Source organism: Natronoglycomyces albus (genome assembly GCF_016925535.1).
GTDB lineage: Bacteria > Actinomycetota > Actinomycetes > Mycobacteriales > Micromonosporaceae > Natronoglycomyces > Natronoglycomyces albus.
The window spans coordinates 96,526-114,197 of the sequence record NZ_CP070496.1 but is presented as its reverse complement, the minus strand read 5'-3'; the positions used below and the strand labels follow the sequence as shown (position 1 = coordinate 114,197).

At 63.0% G+C, this 17,672-nt stretch carries 12 protein-coding genes; 7 read left to right on the top strand and 5 right to left on the bottom strand.

Annotated elements, in window-relative coordinates:
• Positions 1 to 29: 29 nt before the first annotated feature.
• Together JQS30_RS00425 and JQS30_RS00420 are read right to left on the bottom strand one after the other, a co-directional pair.
• Complete coding sequence (locus tag JQS30_RS00425) at positions 30 to 482, bottom strand: hypothetical protein (RefSeq protein WP_213171455.1); 453 nt, start codon at positions 480 to 482, stop codon at positions 30 to 32.
• A gap of 310 nt (positions 483 to 792) precedes the next feature.
• Entirely contained in the window at positions 793 to 1,452 is a 660-nt protein-coding gene (locus JQS30_RS00420; protein ID WP_213171454.1) for an ICP22 family protein, read from the bottom strand.
• A gap of 809 nt (positions 1,453 to 2,261) precedes the next feature.
• Here JQS30_RS00420 and JQS30_RS00415 point away from each other — a divergent pair.
• The 5 genes from JQS30_RS00415 to JQS30_RS00395 all read left to right on the top strand — a co-directional run bounded on the left by JQS30_RS00415 (position 2,262) and on the right by JQS30_RS00395 (position 10,144).
• A complete protein-coding gene (locus tag JQS30_RS00415) occupies positions 2,262 to 3,440 on the top strand; it encodes a thiamine pyrophosphate-dependent dehydrogenase E1 component subunit alpha (RefSeq protein ID WP_213171453.1) in 1,179 nt (392 codons plus the stop codon).
• The gene (locus JQS30_RS00410; protein WP_213171452.1) at positions 3,440 to 4,417 is read left to right on the top strand and encodes an alpha-ketoacid dehydrogenase subunit beta; all 978 of its coding nucleotides are present in this window, start codon (positions 3,440 to 3,442) and stop codon (positions 4,415 to 4,417) included. Before JQS30_RS00415 ends, JQS30_RS00410 begins: the two co-directional genes overlap by 1 nt.
• A 20-nt stretch (positions 4,418 to 4,437) precedes the next feature.
• Positions 4,438 to 5,778 carry a dihydrolipoamide acetyltransferase family protein gene (locus tag JQS30_RS00405; RefSeq protein WP_213171451.1) on the top strand — a complete coding sequence of 447 codons (1,341 nt, stop codon included), beginning with the start codon at positions 4,438 to 4,440 and terminating at the stop codon, positions 5,776 to 5,778.
• A gap of 1,273 nt (positions 5,779 to 7,051) precedes the next feature.
• On the top strand, positions 7,052 to 8,275 hold the full coding sequence (locus tag JQS30_RS00400) for a hypothetical protein (protein WP_213171450.1): 1,224 nt from the start codon (positions 7,052 to 7,054) through the stop codon (positions 8,273 to 8,275).
• Positions 8,276 to 8,290: 15 nt separating this feature from the next.
• The gene (locus JQS30_RS00395; RefSeq protein WP_213171449.1) at positions 8,291 to 10,144 is read left to right on the top strand and encodes an NHL domain-containing thioredoxin family protein; all 1,854 of its coding nucleotides are present in this window, start codon (positions 8,291 to 8,293) and stop codon (positions 10,142 to 10,144) included.
• On the opposite strand, the gene JQS30_RS00390 is transcribed toward JQS30_RS00395, so the two are convergent.
• On the bottom strand, positions 10,141 to 10,698 hold the full coding sequence (locus JQS30_RS00390; RefSeq protein ID WP_213171448.1) for a GNAT family N-acetyltransferase: 558 nt from the start codon (positions 10,696 to 10,698) through the stop codon (positions 10,141 to 10,143). The genes JQS30_RS00395 and JQS30_RS00390 overlap by 4 nt on opposite strands.
• Positions 10,699 to 11,166: 468 nt before the next feature.
• On the opposite strand from JQS30_RS00390, the gene JQS30_RS00385 reads away from it, so the two are divergent.
• Positions 11,167 to 12,228, top strand: coding sequence for an ATP-binding cassette domain-containing protein (locus JQS30_RS00385; RefSeq protein WP_213171447.1), 1,062 nt, complete (start codon positions 11,167 to 11,169; stop codon positions 12,226 to 12,228).
• Between the two features lie 97 nt (positions 12,229 to 12,325).
• Positions 12,326 to 13,183, top strand: a complete 858-nt coding sequence (locus JQS30_RS00380; protein ID WP_425498880.1) for an ABC transporter permease — start codon at positions 12,326 to 12,328, stop codon at positions 13,181 to 13,183.
• A gap of 192 nt (positions 13,184 to 13,375) precedes the next feature.
• Here the strand turns inward: JQS30_RS00380 and JQS30_RS00375 are convergent, their stop codons facing one another.
• Positions 13,376 to 16,675, bottom strand: coding sequence for an ATP-binding protein (locus JQS30_RS00375; protein WP_213171445.1), 3,300 nt, complete (start codon positions 16,673 to 16,675; stop codon positions 13,376 to 13,378).
• 104 nt (positions 16,676 to 16,779) lie between these two features.
• Entirely contained in the window at positions 16,780 to 17,601 is an 822-nt protein-coding gene (locus tag JQS30_RS00370; protein WP_213171444.1) for a helix-turn-helix domain-containing protein, read from the bottom strand.
• Positions 17,602 to 17,672: the final 71 nt, after the last annotated feature.

Genomic DNA, 17,672 nt, shown 5'->3' with positions numbered 1-17,672 from the left:
GTCTTCAGGCGCGGCCCGAGGTCGCGCTCTTAGACGAGACCGACTAGTCCGCCGCGAATCGCGCCCGGTCGTCGGAACTTGCGCGCCAGCAACGCGTCGATGCGCCAGATTTGCTTTTCGTGTCCGGCATTGATCCAGAAACGAAAATGTTCGCCCACGGCTTGGAATGCTATCTCCATGCCGGGACGAACTGGGTCGGCTGACCAGCGGACTCCGCTGAGTGCGTCTATGGCCTGGTCGATACAGGGGCGTACGCGCCCTAGCCGGGGCGATTCGCGTGTCACGACCATGCGGTTGTGTGTCAGCATCAGGATGTAGTTCCCGCTTCCGAGGCCATCGGAGCCTAGGCATTTGGCGAGGAGCACTACTTTGTCGTTGCCGCGAACGTTGCGGCGCAGATTGGGGACGTGGCGGCTGAGTGTGATTGTGGCCAGGCCGGATTCGGCTGCTGCGGCCAACATAGTTCGCGAAAAACTATCCATGACGACTACCCACCTGTCTTCCGTCAAAAGATGTTCTTGCTATCTGTAACGGAAAAACGTCTATGCAAGTAACGGTCATGTAACTGAAAACTGACAATCACTGAATCGGGTGTCGTTTTCGAAATGCCACTATTCGCGCGCAAATTATGGTATAAGGCCGCGAGCGCCACGCCATCCGCGTGCCCGCTTCCCTACAGCACGAGGCTTATGCAAAAGTGCGCGTTCAGAACCGCGGGAGGCGAAGTTTACGAAGGCAAACGAGCCGACGAGAACACCGAAGGCGCCTTTGGCGTCAACCTCCACATTCGAACTACCGCTCCTCGGAGACCAGCACCAGCTTCAGGCGTCCATCTTCCTCGACGAGGCGTAGCTTCACCCCGTCCCGGTCGCTGAATTCCCCAGGCACGTAACCCTGGACCGGGTCCTTGATGTGGTCGTCCACAATGTCTTGCAAACGCAGGCGAACTTGGTCGCTCTCCGGCCACGGGCTGGGTCGGCCCTGGCCCGAATCGGCTTGACCCGATTCCTCCACCCGGCCCTCGTCGGCTCCGGAATCGTCTGCGGGGGCGGAGGGTTCGTTCGACGAACCGGCATCAGTCTGATCGCCTCCGGCCGAGGAGTCACCATCATCCGTACCGCCCAGTTCATCCTGGTCTGCCCCGGAATCCCCTCCAGCTGGGGAATCGCTCTCATCGGCGGGGGCGGCCGGTGGCCCATCGTCGGCGGCACCGCCGGTGGCAGACCCGTCTCCCCCCCGCTCGCCAAGGCCCGCGCCCTCATCGCTCAGGCCTCGACCAGAAGCGTCTTCCTCGGCCGCGTCGGTCTCAAAGACCAGGTCGGGATATGTAGCCCGCTTGTCCACGGCATGCTCTCGCACTTCGTGGTCATTGTCCAAAAACCACACGCCAACCATCCCCGAGGCTGCGGCCGACCCCATAGACAGCGCCATAAGCCCAGCTAGGCCTGCCATAGGATGCCGCCACCAGCGACCTTCGTTGTTGGGACCCACCACGAACTTCCTTTCAGCACCACCTGGGCACTACTTTCCGTTTTCAATCAGTTCCTCATGGTAATCGAGCGCTACCGACCAGGTGTCAGTGCCTCTTTTCTGGGATGCTTGGATACATCCATACGAAATCCCTACAACGAAGCCTGGAAATACTGGCTGAACCAGCAATGACGGACAGCCCCGAGGAGCCGTTACAGTGTTTCTCGGAAGCTGTACCGCTCAGAGACGATGCGCAGGCATCGGCTTTGAGGTACAACGAAATATGGTGGCCGCCCGGCCACCTATTGCTATGTTTCCGCTGGCAAACCAGCCAGCGCCCCTTGCACAGACGTTCCGTGAAGCCCAGGAGGCCCAGCAGCTTGGCACACTGGCTGCCTGCCTCCCCTAGGACTATCGCGACGACGGCCCGTGCCATAGCCGATGGACTTATTGCCGAGTAATAACTCAATAGCGCGGCTGCGATGCCACGTAGTCCGCGACCCCACACCAGCGAGGCCCACCCACGTCGGGAGGAACGCGTGCGTGCGGGTTTGCTCGCCTCGCGGCGAGGACCTGTGTCGCGCGACCACCAACGGCGTACGACGCCTCAGTGCGCCAGCTTCAAAACTGGCTCATAACCACCCCAGCCCCTGGCTGGCCCACATACAGTCAACCCAGGGTTGAGACATAGATGCCGGTATCGCGGCTGACACGCACACGTGGCAGCCGTCCTGGCTGAAGCAGTACGGCCGGCAACCCCGGTCGGACACTAAAAATTAAGGGAGGAAGTCATGGGCACCGGTGAAAAGACCTCGCCTGGTCCTGTCAAGAAGACGGCCACCCGCCGTCGGAAGACGACTCCACGCAAGTCGGCCACCGCCAGCGATGGCCTCGACTACGTTCAACTTCTGACGCCGGAAGGCAAGCGGGTCAAGCACCCCGACTTCGACATTTCACTGTCGGAGGACGAATTCCGCGCTCTATACCGTGACCTGATCATCGCGCGCCGCATCGACTCCGAGGGAGTCGCATTGCAGCGCCAGGGGCAGCTGGGCCTGTGGCCTTCGCTGCTGGGCCAAGAGGCCGCGCAGATCGGCTCGGCTCACGCGCTGGCCGAACAGGACATGGTGTTCCCGTCCTATCGCGAACTGGGTGTCCTGTGGGCACGCGGCGTCGACCCCGTCACCCCGTTCGCGCTGTTCCGCGGTGTCAATATGGGCCCGCTCGACAGCGTTAAAGAGAAGTTCCACATGTACACGGTGGTCATTCCGGCTCAGACGATGCACGCGACGGGTTACGCGATGGGCATCGTCAAGGAAGGCAAGCTGGGCACCCCCGATGGCGAGGCTGTCATCACCTACCACGGCGATGGCGCGACCGCGCAGGGCGAGTTCAACGAGGCCCTGATCTGGGCTGGTGTCAACGCGGCTCCAGTCGTGTTCTTCTGCCAGAACAACCAGTACGCGATTTCGGAGAGCAACCACCACCAGTTCCGCGTTCCGGTGCACAAGCGCGCCGCTGGTTTCGGGATGCCGGGCCACTTTGTGGATGGCAACGACGTGTTGGGTACGTATGCCGTCACCAAGCACGCCATCGAGGCTGCCCGTTCCGGTGAGGGTCCGAGCATTATCGAGGCCTACACCTACCGCATGGGTGCGCACACCACCGCCGATGACCCGACTCGTTACCGGGACAAGGCTGAGGAAGAGGCGTGGCGCGCCAAGGACCCGATCAGTCGCTACCAGACTTACTTGCTCAACGAGAAGATCATCGACCAGGATTATTTGGAGAAGCTGGACTCCGAAGTCGACACGATCGCTCTCCAGCTGCGTGAGCGGGTCATTAACCTTCCCAACCCCAAGCCCGACGCGATGTTCGAGGGCCTTTACAACGACCCGCACGCCACTGTTGATCAGCAGCGGGCCCAGTTGGCCGAATACCTGGCCTCCTTCGAAGGGAGCGACGCCTGATGTCCACCAAGATGCCATTGGTCAAAGCCCTCAATGAGGGGCTGCGTCGCACGCTGGAAGACCACCCCAAGTCGCTTATTCAAGGCGAGGATGTCGGCAAGCTCGGTGGCGTTTTCCGCGTCACCGACGGTTTGCAGAAGGACTTCGGCGAAGACCGGGTTGTCGACTCGCCCTTGGCCGAGGCCGGGATTGTCGGTACCGCGATCGGTCTGGCCATTCGTGGCTGGCGGCCGGTGTGTGAGATCCAGTTCGACGGGTTTGTCTACCCGGCTTTCAATGAGATCGTCTCGCAGCTGGCCAAGATGCCTTATCGTTCCTCTGGGCTGGTTTCGTTGCCGGTCGTCATCCGTATTCCCTACGGCGGGGGCATCGGCGCGATTGAGCACCACTGCGAGTCACCCGAGGCGTACTTCTGTCACACTGCGGGTCTGCGGGTGGTCGCTCCGTCGACGCCCAACGACGCCTATTGGATGATCCAGCAGGCTGTCAGCTCCGATGATCCGGTGATCTTCATGGAGCCCAAGGTTCGCTACCACACCAAGGGCGAGGTCAATTTTGACGCCGCCCCGCTGCCGTTGCACTCCGCTCAGGTGGTGCGCGAAGGCACCGATGGCACACTCATCGCCTACGGGGCGATGGTGCAGGTGGCTTTGGACGCGGCCGAGGCCGCCGCCGAGGACGGCCGCAGTCTGGAAGTTATCGACATGCGGTCGCTCTCCCCGATCGACTGGCCAACGTTGGAGGCTTCGGCTCGCAAGACCGGTCGGGTCGTCGTGGTGCACGAGGCGTCTCGTTCGTTCTCGGTTTCTTCGGAGGTCGCGGCGCGGCTTAGCGAGGAGTGCTTCTACTCGTTGGAGGCTCCCGTGCAGCGGGTGACCGGGTTCGACATTCCGTTCCCGGCCAGCCGCCATGAGGATCTGTTCCGGCCCGACCTGGACCGAGTGCTCGAGGCCGTCGACCGCTCGTTCGACTACTGAGACGCGGGGGAGAAGAAGTTATGGCGAAAGTCCCGTTCAACCTGCCGGATCTCGGTGAGGGTTTGACTGAGGGTGAAGTTTTGCAGTGGCTGGTGAAAGCTGGCGACGAGGTGAAGCTCAACCAACCGTTCGTGGAGGTCGAGACCGCTAAAGCCGCGGTGGAGATCCCCAGCCCGCACGCGGGCACGATTGTCGAGTTGCACGCCGAAGAGGGCGCGACGGTCGAGGTCGGAAATCTCCTGGTGACCTTTGAGGTCGCGGGGGCTGCCGAGCCTGAGGCCAAGCCCGGACCCGAGGAGGAGGGCTCCGAGAAGCGCGAGGCGGTTCTGGTTGGCTATGGCTCCAAGTCGGGCGGCTCGAAGCGTCGGCGCAAGAAAGCTGGCGCCCCCGCTCAAAGTGCCACCTCGGCCCCGGCCGCACCTGCGGCCCCGACTCCCGCTGTGGCCCCAACCCCACAGAGGCAAGCTGTGCCTTCGTCGCCTGTGTTGGCGAAACCGCCGGTGCGCAAGCTGGCTAAGGACCTGGGCGTGGACCTGGCGACGGTGGCCGCGACTGGCCCGCATGGCACGATTAGCCGCGCTGACGTCGAGGCGGCCGCGCAGGGTGGTTCGACAACTGACGCCGGTGTCGGCTTCGGCTCTGCGGTCGCCGCTAGCGGCGGTGTGGAGCGCATCCCGATCAAGGGTGTGCAGAAGCTGATGGCTGACAACATGGTCGCCAGCGCGTTCTCGGCTCCGCACGTGACGGTCTTCCAGACGGTCGATGTGACGCCGATGATGGACATGGTCAAGCAGTTGAAGGCGTCGAAGGAATTCGCTGACGTCAAGGTGTCTCCGCTGCTGTTGGTGGCCAAGGCGATGATTGTGGCGGCTAAGCGCAACCCGATGATCAACGCCAGCTGGGATGAGGCGAACAACGAGATCGTCCTCAAGCAGGATGTGAACTTGGGTATTGCCGCAGCCACTCCGCGCGGGTTGTTGGTTCCCAACATCAAGCAGGCGCAGACGTTGACTCTCAAGGAGTTGGCCGTGGCGTTGCAGGATCTGGTGGTCACGGCGCGCGATGGCAAGACGACCCCGGCTGATATGCAGGGTGGCTCGATGACGATCACCAACGTTGGTGTGTTCGGCATGGATTCGGGTACCCCGATTTTGCCGCCGGGCGAGTCGGCGATTTTGGCTTTCGGCGCGGTGCGGGATCAGCCGTGGGTGCATGAGGGCGAGATCGCGATTCGTAAGGTGACGCAGCTGGGTCTGTCGTTCGATCACCGTCTGATTGACGGGGAGCGGGGCTCGAAGTTCCTGGCTGATGTGGGTGCGTTCCTAGCCGACCCGGGGGCGACTCTGTTGGCGTGGACGTAGGGCTTTTTCGCGGTTCGTCTGGCGGCTTTTAGGTTGCCGCGGGCGAGACTGGGCGATGGGCTTGAGTTAGCCGGTTGTGGCCCTCATCCGATGCGGATGGGGGCCACAACCGTGTGCGCGGCCTGGCTGTGGGGAGGGTGATCGTCAGCTGAACGGTTCCTTGGAGCCGTTGGGCGGTGGTGGTCGGTTCCGGTGCTGTACACGCGGGTGCCGGGGGTGGTTCTTCGCGTCTCTCCCTCTTCTGTCTCATCCGGTCTCCCCTGTTCGGAGGAGTCATCCTTAAGGTTTTCTCAGGCTTTTCCCAGGAATACACGGGATAAGTGACTGACCTTACCTACAAATCGATGGGCAATCGCGGTTTTGAGTGTTGTAATTGGTAGGTAAGTCGCGGTGAGCACATGGGTTCATTTCCCACGGAGCTGCCCCAGAACAGCTTCTGAGGGAATGGTCGACCTATCCGTTGCCGACCGGGCGGGACGCAACGCCATCGCGCCGACAAAGCTTAAAAATAAACACAGACATGTTTCCTCCCATATCAGTGCTGACGCTGCGCCGAGCTGAAGCACTGGCCGAACCCTCTCCAGGGGGTTCACTCACCGGGGCGGCGCTCGTTACTACCATGAGGGGTGGGTAGTAGCGACGCGCCGCCCCATCTCTTTGCCCGATTCGCCGATGTTCTGAGACGAATCGGGCCTTTTCCTTACTTCCGGACGCACGCACCGCCTCGCGCTGGCCGGTGAGCGTTGCGCGGCTTCGCTAAAGTGGATGATGCCCAGACAATCCCGCTACCCGAGGTGGAGCTAGCCGCGCGGGCCAAGCTCCACGTCCCAACGCCGAGCTCTATGTGAGCCTCGGAAGAAAAATTGCCCGCTCCGGGGAGTGGTATCGCTTTGGGACAATGCCCACCCGGGCTCAGCGGCCGATAAATTCGCAGGCACGACGCCTTTGGTTGCGCAAATGGCTCTGCTGAATCCGGTTATGCTGGTCTCGGTCGCGCTAGGCGGCTTGATACCGTAAAACCGCATATGTAATCCCTTGGGGCGCTGTTGTCACCATTTGGTTGTCGCCACGTTGCCAGCACGCGAGCACCTGCGCGGAAAGGTCACGATGTTCGATCACGAGACTTCCGCGCTGAAACCCGCACCGCCGCAGGGGCGCGGCTTGTGCCACGTGACCACCACACCGTCGGGCCATCGCCCGCCACAGGACAGAACGACCACCACGCACATCAACAGCCTCCCGCCGCTGCCTCCGGCGAGGAGAAGGAGTAACCGTGACCTCTGATCAAAACACTCCCCCGCAGGATCCGAACCAACCTGCCGAGGGAAACCAGGCGGGCGACGATCAAGTCAGTCAACAGCCTCCCGCCGCCGCCCCCGGTGAGGAGTTCACCGCGACCCAAGAGGGCACGGCACCCCAGGCCGCTGGCGGCACCGCCGCGGCTGAGTCAGGCCCCGCATCCGACGACGACCAAGCCACGACCGTTATGCGTCCCGGCGGTGGAGCGGGCGCTCCCCCGCCCCCGCCGCCCAGTGGGCCAGCTCAGCAGCAGCAACAGCAGCCCAATGTCGACGATGACGGCACCATGATTTTGAAGCGCACCCACGCAGGTGGTAGCCCCGCCCCGTCGGCCATGCCCGAGGCTCCCCACGATGATGATGAGGGAACCCAGGTGCTGCCGCCCGCTGGTGTGGGCTTCCGCCCGCCGCAGGAGGCCGGTGCGCCCAGTTGGCCTTCTCCGCCCACCGTGGCCGGGGTCAATCCCGAACAACAGCAGCAACCTCACCAGTACGGCCAGCCCACCCCGCCGCCAGTTATGAACGAACCCCCTCAACCAGGTGAAGCAGGTCATCAACCGATGCAGCAAGGTCAGCCCAGCCCGATGTACGGGCCGCCCGGAAGCCAGCCTCCGCACAGTCAGCCCCCACACAACCAGCCCCCGCAGCAACAGCCACCCATGCAGCAACAACCTCCGCAGCCGGGTTACCCAACCGGGCAGATGCAGCCCGGCGGCCCGCCGCCTTCGGATCCGAACATGATGGGCCATCCGGGACCTCCCGGCCCCGGCGGCCCAGGCATGCCGCCGCCCCCGCCCGGGCAGTTCGGTCAGCCGCCGTTCCAGCAGCCCAAGCCCAAGAGCAAAAAGCCGCTGATCATCACCTTGTGCCTCGTCGGTGTCCTCATCCTGGTCGGTGCCGCGGTCTTCGTCGTCCTGGCGATGCGGCCGCCCTCGTTCGAGGTCGGCGGCTGTGTCACTCAGACCGCTGATGACACTGTCGAGGCAATTGACTGTGACAACGCCGGTCCCGACGACTTCTCGATCGTCGCCGAGGCCGGCAGCTCTGACGAGTGCGACGCTGAGGGCCGCGAGCGGCTAACCGTCGGCGACGAGGCCAACCCCGACGCGATCTACTGCCTGTCCCGCATCGGTGACGATGAGGGCGACAGTGACGCTGACAACGACGAGAGCGACGCGGAAGACAACGACGACGAATAAATCTAGCCTGGGAGCATGGCCGATACTTCCAGCACCGCTCCCGCCTCGAATGACATCGAGTCCGCGACAACTCCACACGTGAAACGAGCCAGCCGCGCCGCCGAACTCATCGGGCGCGGCTGGCTCAATACCGGAGGCGCTGAGCTGAGCCTGGAGAGCCTGCGCGGCAAGATCGTCGTGCTCGACTTCTGGACATTCTGCTGCATCAACTGCCTGCACGTACTCGATGAGCTGCGTCCCCTCGAAGAGAAATACGGCGACGCCCTAGTGGTCGTTGGCGTTCACTCACCGAAGTTCGATCACGAACGCGACCCCGAGGCCCTTGCCGCAGCCGTGGAACGCTACGGAGTCGAACATCCGGTACTCGACGACCCGGACTTGCGCACCTGGGACGCCTATGCGGCTCGGGCATGGCCAACGCTGGTGGTCATCGACCCCGAAGGTTACGTCGTGTCCTCAATGGCGGGCGAAGGGCACGCCGAGGCACTGGATCGCATCATCGCGCAGCTGGTGGAGCAACACGAGAGGGCCGGGACTCTGCGTCGAGAGGGAAACCCCTATATCGCACCGGCCGCGGCCGAGACGACGTTGCGGTTCCCCGGCAAGGCGCTGGCGTTGCCCGGCGGAGGCTTCCTGGTATCGGATTCGGCCCGCCACCGGCTCGTTGAGCTGGCTTGCGACCGTGAGACTGTCGTCAGGGTTATCGGCGGCGGTGAGCGCGGACGCGCCGACGGCCCCGCTGAGGTCGCGGCGTTCTCAGAGCCACAGGGCATGTGCCTGCTTCCCGATGAGGTCGCCCGGCAGGTGGGCTATGACCTGGTTGTGGCCGACACGGTCAACCACTTGCTGCGCGGCATCAACCTGGCCCAGGGAAGCGTCGTCACCGTGGCCGGAACCGGCGACCAATGGCGCGCCGACAATGCGGCTTCGGGCGCGCTCAACGTGGACCTGTCCTCTCCGTGGGACGTGGCCTGGTATGACTGGCGCGTCATCATCGCCATGGCCGGTATCCACCAACTGTGGTGGTTCGACCCGCGCGAGGGCACCGCCGGAGTCTATGCGGGCACGACAGTCGAGAGCCTCCGCGATGGCGAGCTCGACCAGGTGTGGATGGCCCAACCCTCCGGCCTGGCCGTTGACGGCGACCGGCTCTGGATTGCCGATTCCGAGACTTCGGCGCTGCGTTTCATCGAAGCCGGGCAGATGCGCACAGCCGTTGGTCAGGGCCTGTTCGATTTCGGGCACGTCGACGGCCCAGCCGCTGAGGCCCTGTTGCAGCATCCGCTGGGCGTGGCCGTGCTCGCCTCGGGCAAGATCGCCGTCGCCGACACCTATAACCGGGCCCTGCGTTGCTTTGATCCGACGACGAATGAGGTTTCGACCTTGGCGGAGGGTTTGGCCGAGCCCAGCGACATCGTCGAGGTGGACGATCAGCTGGTCGTGGTGGAGTCGGCCTCACACCGACTCAGCGCGGTCGAGACGAGCGAGTCGACCGTCAGCGGCCAACGTCATCGCCTGACCCGCAAGGCCACCTCGGTCGCGCCCGGTTTGCTGCGCCTGGAGGTACTTTTCACGCCCGCTCCCGGCCAGAAACTGGACGACTCTTTCGGGCCGCCGGTGAAAGTCACCGTCACCTCCGACCCGCCGCACCTGCTGGCCGCCGGTGCGGGAGACTCCACCCAGCTGGGCCGCGAGATCCGCTTGGCTCCCGGGGTCGACTCGGGGGTCTTGCAGGTGGTGGCCCAGGCGGCCACGTGTGACGCGGAGGCCGAATTCCCCGCCTGTCACCTGACACGGCAGGACTGGGGCGTACCGATCGAAGTCCACGACGGCGCTGCGTCGGTGCTGGAGCTGACGTTGCGGGGCTAGCCAGCCACGGCCGCCACTGGTTTCAGCGGTGGCGGCGGATTCTGCGCTGAAGCTAGCCGACGCTGCCATAGGGCCACACTGTGCCAATTGCCGAACTTGTAGCCAGCGTTGTCGATCGTGCCAACCGGCTGGAACCCCACGGCCCGGTGTAGGGCGATGCTGCCAGGGTTGGGCAGGGTCACCACCGCCATCGTCGAGTGAAAACCTTGGCTGGTCATAACCGCAAAGAGGTGGCGGTAGAGGGCCGTTCCGATCCCTTTGCCGAGGTGGGCGGGGTCGACATAGACGGTCGACTCGGCACACCAGTCGTAGGCGGGACGCGGGTTCCATGGCTTGGCGTAGGCAATGGCCACGACTTCTCCGGCGGCCTCGGCGACCATCCACGGATAGCGTGCGCTCAACGTGGCGTGCTCGGCGCGCCACGCTTCGGTCGTCTGCGGCTCGGTGCGGAAGTTGACGGTGCTGGTGGCGATGTAGTGGTTGACCATGGCGCACACCGGGGCCAGGTCATCGGGCCGCGCCAGGCGCAGCGCGGGGGTGGAGTCGGTCGGCATATAGGCATTGTGACCGCTGGTTGGGCCGGGTAGCCGCCGGGGCGGTGGCATTACGGCGGGCGGTGGTGAAATTTTCTCAGGGTGGGCCCCATTGCCACATTGTCCCAACCGACTCCCCACCAGCGTCAAGAAGAAAAACCGCGCCTGTGGATAAGTACCCCACTCGACGCCACATCGGCCATGCTCACCCTCCCAGCGGCCCATTCCCACGATGCGCGCCCACCCACGCCACCACCGCAACATGTGTGATCACGACCTCACTGTCACACCACCGGCGTATCGTGAACATTGCACCTTGACCAGCGACGACGCTTCATGTTGAGGCCGGTTGCCGCCCCGGGCGCGCCCGCTACATCGCTTGTAGCGCCGCTTGTAGCGCCCCATAGGTAGAAGCTGCGGAGAAAGCCACTGGCCACCCGCCGCCTCACCACTAAATCAATCGCAGGTCATTCGAAGGGATACCACATCATGACCGACACACCTCAGCCATTGGCTCCCGAACGCAGTGCCAGTAAAAGCAACAACGGCACCCGGCCCCAGCAAGCCAACACAGTGCTGCCCGGCAGCGTCTCCACCCGCTCCGACCTAGCGGTCAACGCCCAGGGCCTCGTCAAACACTTTGGTGACGTGAAAGCCGTCGACGGCGTCGACCTCGCGGTTCCCGCCGGAACCGTCTACGGAGTCTTGGGACCCAACGGCGCCGGAAAAACCACGGCCGTGAAAATGCTGGCCACGCTCCTGCGGCCCGATAGCGGCAGCGCCGAAGTCTTTGGCACCGACATTGTCTCCGACCCCGCTGGCGTCCGCAGCCAAGTCAGCATGACCGGCCAATACGCCTCATTGGACGAGGACCTCACCGGCTTTGAAAACTTGGTACTGCTGTCTCGCCTGCACGGCTATTCGATCCCTGCCGCACGGGAACGAGCCAGCGACCTCTTCGAAGCCTTTGGACTGTCCCACGCCGCATCCAAGCAGGTTAAGAGCTTCTCGGGAGGGATGCGCCGTCGGCTCGACATCGCCGCCTCGATCATCAACACACCCAAGCTGCTGTTCCTAGACGAGCCCACCACCGGCCTCGACCCACGCAGCCGCAACCAGGTGTGGGAAATCATCCGAGTGATCGTCGAACAAGGCGCGACGGTCCTGCTCACCACCCAATACCTGGAGGAAGCCGACCAACTGGCCTCCCGCATCGCCGTCATCGACACCGGACACGTCATCGCCGAAGGCACACCCGGACAGCTCAAGTCCTCCGTCGGCGCGGGCACCGTAAAACTGCGACTGCGACACGCCGACCAGCGGGAACACGCACGCGAACTCTTGAGCCGCCTAGTTTCGGGCGACATCGAGCTAGGCGACGAACCCGTGGCGCTGGCGGCCCGGCTGGACTCCAACCACGAGGCGGCCACCCAAGCGGCCAACGCCCTGGCCGAACTGGCACGCGGCGGCATCGAAGTGGAGGACTTCTCCCTGGGGCAGCCCAGCCTCGACGAAGTGTTCCTCGCGCTGACCGCGCCTTCGAAGCGATAGACGCCCGTTCGCACCGACAAGGTTGGGCAAAGGCTCCGCAGGTGGCTTTTGCTTAAACCTTCCAGACTTACCCCTAAGAAGGAGAAAACTAATGACTATGACCGACACCGAATCGAAGACAACTCCACCTGAGGAAAGCGCCGCTGAGATTCAAAAGGACCAGTTGCGCAAGCTGCTGACCACCTCGGGCGAACTAAATCACCCTGGAGCTTTTGGTTCTGTCCGAGCGTTCTCATGGCGTTCGATGCTCAAGATCAAACACGTACCCGAGCAGTTGTTCGACGTGACGGTCTTTCCGGTGATGATGCTGTTGATGTTCACCTATCTCTTCGGCGGCGCGATCGCCGGTGGCACTGGTGACTACCTACAGTTCTTGCTTCCCGGCATCATCGTCATGAGCGTTGTCATGACGTCGATGTACACCGGCACCCAGATCAATGTCGACATCAACAAAGGCGTGTTTGACCGGTTCCGCACTCTGCCGATTTGGCGGCCCGCTCCCATGGTCGGTTACCTGGCCGCGGACCTGTTCCGCTACGCCGGTGCTGGGCTGATCATGTTTGTGACCGGTTTGCTCATGGGCTACCGGCCCGACGGCGGCCTGGTGGGCGTCGCGCTGGGTTTGGGTCTGCTGCTGGTCTTCTCGTTCTCGTTCTCTTGGATTTGGACCTGGTTTGGCATCATCCTGCGCTCGGAGAAGTCCGTCATGGGCGTGTCGATGGGTGTCATGTTCCCCATGACGTTCCTGTCGAACATTATGGTCGACCCGGCCACGATGCCCGGTTGGCTGGGCCCGGTCGTGTCGAACACGCCGGTTAGCCAGCTGGTCACCGGAGTGCGCGGGTTCTTCAACGGCGAGTTTGAGGCCGCGGCCATCGCCACGACGCTGCTGTGGTGCGCCGGATTCATCATCATCTTCGGTGCCCTGACCCTGCGGGCCTACAACCGCAAGTAGCGGCACCTAGCAGGTGGACGCCGTAACACCCAGGCGGCCTAGTCCACCACTAACCCGAACCTAAGTCAATAACCGGGAAACCCGTCGGCCCAGAACCTAGGTTCTGGGCCGACCTCGTGCCTTGTGCGCCGCGATCAGGCGGGCCAAAAGGGTGCCGCTGGAGGCACATCGCCACCGGTGAGCCTGGGTCGGCTATAGCTCCCACTTGATATCGGGATCGGACGGTTCGTAGACACAGTGGAAACCTGTGGACACCGACGAACGCAGATGCGCGCCCAGCTCCGGATGTTGAGACTCGATCCGTTTCAACGTGTTGCGAATCCGGTTGGTGACGCTCTTGCGCGCGCGCTCGGCGTTGTCGCCCAACTTGCGTGAACGCCCTCCCAAACCGGTCGCGGCGCGCAACTGTTCGATCAACGAGCTGCGCTCCTCGTCCAAGTCCGCGGCGACGTCATCTTGCCCCAGGGCAGTCGCGGTGTCGATCTGTTCATCGAGACGCTGCAAGTGTTCTCGATAGCGAGCCTTCGCCTCTTGGTCGATCATGTCATCTCCGCCAAGGCGGGCCGCGTGCGTGACCTCGTTTCCGCCGGCGGGGTCCAGCAGCTCGGTCGCGGCGATTTCACTACCGGGTTGGGAGAGCAACAAATGCAGGTCGTTGAGCCCCTTAGCCGGGGCCAAGTGGATATCCTTACCCGCGAAACGCAGCGTCCAGGTAGAACCTTCCTTGCGGAACACGTTGCCGCCCTCGATCACGGGCACTCCGTCGCAGGCGATCAGTTGCTCAGCGCTGCGCAGGATACGAGGCATGTCCAACTTTCGCGCCCAATCGGCCACCTCTTGGGCCAACTCGGATGCCGCAGAGTGGCCCAAGGCCGCCATCGAGATGGCTTTCTTGCTCAGTGCGCGCACCACCCACGCGTTGGCTGTCATGATCCGGGCGGATTCAATAGCTTTGTCGAAGAAGGCGATCGCCGACTCGTGTTGGCCCACGGAGGCGTCCATCAGCCCCAACCAGTAACTGACCGGGCCACTGATCTCGGAGCCGAACAGAGAGACCATCCATTCGCCTTCATAGGGAGCCAGTTCGGTCCGCATCCGGTCGCGTAGCTCGTCATCGTCGGTGGCGATGGCAATCTCGGTGCTGAGCCGATACCACAGCGAGCTCCACCCCTGAGCCAGCATGCTCATGTCGACCGACCGATAGTGTTCGATGGCTCGGGTGAGATGCCCACGATGGAGGGCCGCGATCCCGTAGAGCAAATCCATGTGTTGCAGGCCGAAAATGTGGTTGTTGCGCGACAGCGTGCCGATGTCGGGCAGTTGCTCAGCAGTACGGGTCAGTTCGGCGAACCACTTGAAGTAGTCCACTATCGGTTCCCAAAAGTTCGCCGCCATCGCATCGTGTTTCATCGACTCGGTGTCGTACACTCGCGACGATTCGATGACCCGCTGGGCTTCGGCAAAGCGGCCTTGCACGATCATGTGAATCGCTCCGTCGAGACGAGCCGAGACGATCCACCGACTGAAGTTGGTCTTGTTGGCCAGGGAGATGAACTCCTGTAGCTGCCGGTAATAGCTGGGGTCACCCAACTCAAACAGCACCACCCAGCGCAGGGAACTGGCGAACAGCATGGTTTCGCGATCCCCGGAGCGTTCGCTCACCCCAATGAGTTCGTCAATCACCGGGAGCCGACTCTTAGCGGTGCCGGGCCCGGTAACAACCGAGTGCAGAACCCACAGACTGAACCCGAGGGCTTCATCGTCGCCACGGCGACGGGCGGTGACGGCCGCTTTTATGGTCAGCTGCCGAGTCAGCTCGGTGTAGGTCAAATCGGGGGGAACCGGGGTGTGGCTGAGAAGTTCGAGGGCGTGGCGCTTGCGGTCGGCACAGAGGTCGCGGCGTTTGGGATCCAGCGGAAGTTCCAGCGCCACCCGGGCCACAATCAAGGGATCATTGGTGGCTTCGGCGGCGAGCAGGCACTCCTCAAATATGCGCCACGCTTCCTCTTCGCGCCCTGTGAAGTGCAGGTTTCCCGCATAGCTGGTGCGCAAGACGATGCGGCGGCCCTGTAGTTCCTCAGTGGTGCAGCGATCGATGGCGCGCCGCAGCAGGGTGATTCCTTCGTCAAACGACAGCCGGGCAGAGGCGTCGGTGGCGGCTTGGGCGAGCACGTCGACGGCGTCAGCCGGTGCCACCTCGTCTTCGGCCAGCCACACATGGCGAGCCATGCTGGCGCTGTGGGTCATCTGATCGGGCCGTGATCGAGCCAGGGCGGCAAAGACCTTGGCGTGAAGTTTGCGCACATCGGCAGTGGGAAGCTGCGCATAGAGAGTTTCGCGCACCAGGTCGTGTACGAACTCAAAATTCCCCGCAGGGTGCGTAGCGAAGCTGCTGGCACGCGCAACCGTCGGCATGACCGGAATCGGCTCACCGTCTGGGTCGATTCGCAGAGGCTCCGGTTCAATATCGTCCTTGGGTTTGCGGTGGTGAACGATGAGCCGCTGTTGGGTGGCTTCTTTGAGGTGAGCCTGTACTTGTTCCAGCGGGGCCCCGCTGGAATCGGCGATGAGTTCCGCGTCGAATTCATGCCCGATAACGGCGGCCAAGGTCAAGGTGTCCAGGACCGCACGCGGCACTTGGTCAAGGCGGCGTTGCAGACTATTGCGCATACCGGGCGTCGTGGAGTGGGTATGCGCGCCGGTGGCGAGCAGTTGCGCGGCTTGTTCAACATAAAACGGGTTGCCGCCGGTACGGCGGGTGATCGCCTCAACTAGGTGCGGTTCGGGCCGTTGCCCAATGCTGGTTTCAATGAGTTGGGCGACCTCGTCGGTGTCCAAACCAGTGAGAGTGATGAGGGTGGCTTTGGAGACCAGCGGCAACAGCAAAGGCCGCAGCTGGTGTTGTTGGAACTCAATTTCCATGTCGCGGTAGGTGCCGACGAACAGGATGCGTTCAAACCACGTGTGTTGGACCGCGAATTGCAGTAGCCGAACCGTCGCCGGGTCGGCAAAGTGCAGATCGTCGAGGATGACCAGCAGCGGATGCAGCCGAGAGGCGGCGCTCAGCAATCGCACGACCGCGTCATGCAGGAGGAATTCTTCGTTAGATTTCGTCGAAGGCATGTCCAGGGCGGGAGCGTCACCAAGCAAAATGGACAATGTCACTGAATCGGTTCCGGGCAGGCTCTCCCACTGTTCGCTGGTGAGCTGCGATTTTAGGGACCGGAGGATCTGCGTCCACGGCCAATAGCCGGGGACTGCTTCAGACTCCCAAGAAGAACCCACCACGATCAACATGGCCGGGTCGCCGTCGTCACGGCTGTGGTTATCGCGGGCGGTTTGGGCGGCAATGGACGTGACGAGGGTGGTTTTGCCAATACCAGCCTCGCCAGTGACCAGCACGAGACCACCGTGGCTGGTCTTTGCGCGGCGCGCGGCGGCGCTAAGGGTGGCTGCCGGGTGCTGGCGGCCAATAAGCAACGAATTAGACATCTCACTGGCCATTGTTTCCTACCGGAGCGACATTTACCACTGAATAGGGAGGCACAAGCACCACGTGAGTGGAAATGCGCCCAACCCTCCAGAGAGCTAGCCGCTCAAGCGGCGGTCTGTAGCACCAGCTCCCGCACATGTTCGTGCGCGGCCGTACCCTTCGGCGCAGTGAGGACGACCAGTTCTTGCCCAGAACCATCGTCAAGCGCAAACCGTTCCTTATGCAGCGACAACACCCCGAATTCCGGATGGTTATACGTAGTCACGCCCACGTGTGGGCGTTTGACCTCAGCGGCCTGCCACAGAGCCCGGAAATCCGATGACTCCATAAGCTCCTTAATCAACGAGATCAACGGCCGGTCATGCGGATATTTCCCGGCCGTAAGGCGCAGCTGCGCGACAATGTCGCTCTGGCAGTGCCGCAGACACGGAAAATTGCCCTCGGCGCGAGGATCGAGGAAGAAATACCGCGCCATATTCACCGGAACATCGCCAATGACCTGCTCATATAGCAACCTAGCCGGTGTGTTGAGCGCCAACACGTCCAACCGATGGCTATAGATCAACGCCGGCGTATCCGACATGGCGTGCAAAACCGTGTGCACCTGCGGGCGCACTTGGTCGGAGTCGTCCAGCTGGCCCGTCGCCGCAATCGGGGAGGCCAGACGGAACAGGTGGTCGCGTTCAAGGTCGTCAAGTTGCAAAGCCCGCGCAATGGCGGTCAAAACCTGACACGAGGGGTCGGTAGACCGGCCCTGCTCAAGTCGGGTGTAGTAGTCGACACTCACCCCAGCCAACAACGCCAGCTCTTCGCGCCGCAAACCAGGAACCCGCCGCCGCCCGAGACTGGGCAAGCCCACCTGATCAGGGGTGACGTGGGCGCGGCGCGCCTGTAGGTACTTGCCCAAGCTCCGCAGATCATCCATGACTCCAGTATTCCCGCTCATGGGGGGATTGCCAGTACCCCGAACCCGCAACCGGGGTTAAACGCACCTCT

What these genes read in the sequence shown, in the direction of transcription:
- JQS30_RS00415 (WP_213171453.1), top strand. Translation starts at nt 2,262, where the DNA reads ATGGGCACCGGTGAAAAGACCTCGCCTGGTCCTGTCAAGAAGACGGCC.
- JQS30_RS00420 (WP_213171454.1), bottom strand. Translation starts at nt 1,452, where the DNA reads ATGGCAGGCCTAGCTGGGCTTATGGCGCTGTCTATGGGGTCGGCCGCA.
- JQS30_RS00380 (WP_425498880.1), top strand. Translation starts at nt 12,326, where the DNA reads ATGACCGACACCGAATCGAAGACAACTCCACCTGAGGAAAGCGCCGCT.
- JQS30_RS00425 (WP_213171455.1), bottom strand. Translation starts at nt 482, where the DNA reads ATGGATAGTTTTTCGCGAACTATGTTGGCCGCAGCAGCCGAATCCGGC.
- JQS30_RS00370 (WP_213171444.1), bottom strand. Translation starts at nt 17,601, where the DNA reads ATGGATGATCTGCGGAGCTTGGGCAAGTACCTACAGGCGCGCCGCGCC.
- JQS30_RS00405 (WP_213171451.1), top strand. Translation starts at nt 4,438, where the DNA reads ATGGCGAAAGTCCCGTTCAACCTGCCGGATCTCGGTGAGGGTTTGACT.
- JQS30_RS00390 (WP_213171448.1), bottom strand. Translation starts at nt 10,698, where the DNA reads ATGCCGACCGACTCCACCCCCGCGCTGCGCCTGGCGCGGCCCGATGAC.
- JQS30_RS00375 (WP_213171445.1), bottom strand. Translation starts at nt 16,675, where the DNA reads ATGTCTAATTCGTTGCTTATTGGCCGCCAGCACCCGGCAGCCACCCTT.
- JQS30_RS00410 (WP_213171452.1), top strand. Translation starts at nt 3,440, where the DNA reads ATGTCCACCAAGATGCCATTGGTCAAAGCCCTCAATGAGGGGCTGCGT.
- JQS30_RS00385 (WP_213171447.1), top strand. Translation starts at nt 11,167, where the DNA reads ATGACCGACACACCTCAGCCATTGGCTCCCGAACGCAGTGCCAGTAAA.
- JQS30_RS00395 (WP_213171449.1), top strand. Translation starts at nt 8,291, where the DNA reads ATGGCCGATACTTCCAGCACCGCTCCCGCCTCGAATGACATCGAGTCC.